Origin of the sequence: Streptomyces sp. YS-3 (assembly GCF_045257485.1) — a bacterium.
GTDB lineage: Bacteria > Actinomycetota > Actinomycetes > Streptomycetales > Streptomycetaceae > Streptomyces.
This window is the reverse complement of record NZ_JBJHPC010000704.1, coordinates 1-3,305: the sequence shown is the minus strand read 5'-3', so window position 1 is coordinate 3,305 and position 3,305 is coordinate 1. Positions and strand designations below refer to the sequence as shown.

General features: G+C 73.0%; 4 protein-coding genes. 3 read left to right on the top strand and 1 reads right to left on the bottom strand.

All coding sequences use genetic code 11. From position 1 onward, the window contains the following. Nucleotides 1-151: 151 nt before the first annotated feature. Together ACJA3G_RS33560 and ACJA3G_RS33555 are read left to right on the top strand one after the other, a co-directional pair. Nucleotides 152-1,366 (top strand): sensor histidine kinase, encoded by a 1,215-nt coding sequence (locus ACJA3G_RS33560; RefSeq protein WP_406556810.1) that lies wholly within the window; start codon nt 152-154, stop codon nt 1,364-1,366. A 64-nt stretch (nt 1,367-1,430) separates the two neighbouring features. Continuing rightward, complete coding sequence (locus ACJA3G_RS33555) at nt 1,431-2,102, top strand: response regulator (protein ID WP_406556809.1); 672 nt, start codon at nt 1,431-1,433, stop codon at nt 2,100-2,102. Between the two features lie 32 nt (nt 2,103-2,134). Here the strand turns inward: ACJA3G_RS33555 and ACJA3G_RS33550 are convergent, their stop codons facing one another. After that, nucleotides 2,135-2,449 (bottom strand): ArsR/SmtB family transcription factor, encoded by a 315-nt coding sequence (locus tag ACJA3G_RS33550; RefSeq protein ID WP_406556808.1) that lies wholly within the window; start codon nt 2,447-2,449, stop codon nt 2,135-2,137. A 123-nt stretch (nt 2,450-2,572) separates the two neighbouring features. On the opposite strand from ACJA3G_RS33550, the gene ACJA3G_RS33545 reads away from it, so the two are divergent. Continuing rightward, nucleotides 2,573-3,305 (top strand): zinc-binding alcohol dehydrogenase family protein (locus ACJA3G_RS33545; protein ID WP_406556807.1); only part of this gene is annotated, 733 nt, incomplete at its 3' end.

Sequence of the window (3,305 nt, the reverse complement as noted above, 5' to 3'; positions counted from 1 at the left end):
CCGCCGTCCCGCCCGCCACCGCCGCCGTCGCCCGCCTCGTGATTCACAGCAGAAGGCTAGGCGCCCTCCACCTTGGGGAGTACGCCCCGGTCACCCGGATCGACCCTCCGGTTGACCCTTGCACCGATCCGGCATCCCTACGCTGGGTTACGTGCAACGCCTCTACGACTTCATCCGCAGACACCCCACCGCGGTGGACACCCTCTGGGCCGTCTTCCTCCTAGGGATCTCCGGCATGTCGTTCGTGTCCAGCGGGGTCGGCCACGGCTCGGCCGCGGCGGCCCTGCTCATCGCCGTCGGCCTGAGCGCCGCCGTGGCGCTGCGCCGGCGCGCTCCCGAGAAGACACTGGTGCTGGCGACCGTGCTGGGCGTGGCCCAGCTGGTCCTGGACGTCAGTCCGAACGTGTCGGACTTCGCCATGCTGGTCTCGATCTACACCGCCGCCGCCGTCGGCGAGCGCTGGGCCTCGCGGCTCGCTCTGGCGGGCTCGCTGCTCGCGGCCGTGATCGCGATGCTGCGCTGGCCCGACTACAACGACGGCGGCGACGGCGGCTCCGGCCCGGGCCAGATCATCTTCTTCGCCGTCGTGATGACGGTCCCGTTCCTGCTCGCCTGGGTCCTGGGCGACTCGATGCGCACCCGCCGGGCGTACTTCGCCCAGCTGGAGGAGCGGGCCGCCCGGCTGGAGAAGGAGCGCGAGGCGCAGGCCAAGGTCGCGGTCGCCGCCGAGCGCGCCCGGATCGCCCGCGAGCTGCACGACGTCGTCGCCCACAACGTCTCGGTGATGGTGGTCCAGGCGGACGGCGCCGCGTATGTGATGGACAGCGCGCCCGACCAGGCGAAGATCGCCCTGGAGACCATCTCGATGACCGGCCGCCAGGCGCTCGCGGAGATGCGCCGCCTGCTGGGCGTGCTGCGCACGGGCGAGCACCGGGAGGCGGGGGAGTACGTGCCGCAGCCCGATGTCGAGCAGATCGAGGAGCTGGTCGAGCAGGTGCGCACCGCCGGGCTCACCGTGGACTTCAAGATCGAGGGCACCCCGCGCCCGCTGCCCAGCGGCGTCGAGCTCACGGCGTACCGGATCGTGCAGGAGGCGCTGACCAACACACGCAAGCACGGCGGCCCCGAGGCGGGCGCCAGCGTCCGCCTGGTCTACTTCGACGACGGGCTCGGCCTGCTGGTCGAGGACGACGGCCGGGGGGCGGTGCACGAGGTGTACGAGGACGGCGGCGCCGACGGCCAGGGGCACGGTCTGATCGGTATGCGCGAGCGCGTCGGCATGGTGGGGGGCACCCTGGACGCGGGCCCGCGGCCGGGCGGCGGCTTCCGTATCAGCGCCCTGCTGCCGCTGAAGCCCGCCACGTAGTTTGCGTACGCCCGAGGGGTGCCGTACGCCGAAATCCCCGTACGTCTTGATGGAGAGGGACCCGATGACGATCCGCGTGATGCTCGTCGACGACCAGGTGCTGCTGCGCACCGGCTTCCGGATGGTGCTCGCCGCCCAGCCGGACATGGAGGTCGTCGCGGAGGCGGGCGACGGCGCGGAGGCGATCGAGATCCTCCGCGCGACCGCCGTGGACGTGGTGCTGATGGACGTGCGCATGCCGCGCCTGGACGGGGTGGAGGCGACGCGCCGGATCTGCTCGGCCCAGACGCCCCCCAAGGTGCTGATCCTGACCACCTTCGACCTCGACGAGTACGCGTTCTCCGGCCTCAAGGCGGGCGCCAGCGGCTTCATGCTGAAGGACGTGCCCCCGGCCGAACTCCTGGGCGCCATCCGCTCGGTGCACAGCGGCGACGCGGTCGTGGCGCCCTCCACCACCCGGCGCCTGCTCGACCGGTTCGCCCCGATGCTGCCGTCGACCGGCAAGGAGCAGGGCCCCGGCGGCGCCATGGACCGGCTGACCGAGCGCGAGCGCGAGGTCATGCTGCTGGTCGCGCAGGGCCTCTCGAATGGCGAGATCGCGGCGCGTCTGGTCCTCTCGGAGGCCACCGTGAAGACCCATGTCGGCCGGATCCTGACGAAGCTGGGGCTGCGGGACCGGGTCCAGGTGGTCGTCCTCGCGTACGAGTCGGGGCTGGTGCGGGCCGGCGGGCACTGAACCGCCGGCTGGCCCGCCCGTCCTCAGTCGGCTCAGTCGACGCTCAGGACCAGGTCGAGCAGGCCCGGGAAGCGCTGGTCGAACTCCTCGCGGCGCAGCCGGTTGATCCGCTTGGCCCCGTCGTCGCGCTGCTCGACCAGCCCGGCCGCGCGCAGCACCGAGAAGTGGTGGCTCAGCGCCGCCTTGCGCACCGGCACGTCGAAGGAGCCGCAACTGCGCGTCCACTCCTTCGACCCGGCCAGCTCGCGCACGAGCTGGAGGCGGACCGGGTCGCCGAGCGCGTCCAGGGCCGTGATCAGGGGGACCTTGTCGGGGTGGGTGTGTTCGGGTGCCGCGCGATGGTTCATCGGAGTCCTTCCTCCCGGGGCCGGGCCCGGCGGTCCGCCCTTGCCCAGTGTTCGACAATCGTCGTACACTTCTAAGTGTTCGACTTTCATTGAACACTTTAGGTCTCCAGGAGGCCCCGCGTCATGCGTGCGATTCAGGTCAGCGAGCTGGGTGGTCCGGAAGTACTGCGGCTGGTCGAGACGGAGGCGCCCCGGCCCGGCCCCGGTGAGGTCGCCGTCGACGTCGCCTGGGCGGGGGTCAACTTCGCCGAGGTGAAGGCCCGTTCGGAGGGCTACCGGGTCACGTCCCTGCCCTTCGTGCCGGGTCTGGAGGTCTCCGGGCGCGTACGGGAGCTGGGCGAGGGCGTCGTGGGGCTCGCGGTCGGGCAGGAGGTCGCCGCGATGTCCGAGGACGGCGGTTACGCGGAGGTGGCGGTCGTCCCGGCCGCCACCGTCTTCCCCGTCCCCGAGGGCGTCGGCCTGCGCGCCGCCGCCACGCTCCCCACCGTCCTGCCGACCGCGCACGCGCTCATCCATGAGGTGGGGCGGCTGCGGGCCGGCGAGACCGTCCTGGTCCAGGGCGCGGCGGGCGGCGTCGGCACGGCCGTCGGCCAGATCGCCCGGCTCGCGGGCGCGGGCGCCGTCTACGGAGTGGTCTCCAGCCGGGCGAAGGCCGCGTACGCGCGCGAGCACGGGTACGACGACGTGTTCCTCACCGAGTCCTTCGCCGAGGACGCGCGCCGGGCGACCGGGGGCCGGGGTGTGGACCTGGTCCTCGACCCGGTCGGCGGCGAGACCCTGCGCCGGGGCCTGGACGCGCTGGCGCTGTACGGGCGGCTCGTCTCGTACGGCAACGCGGGCGGGGAGGGGCCCTGGG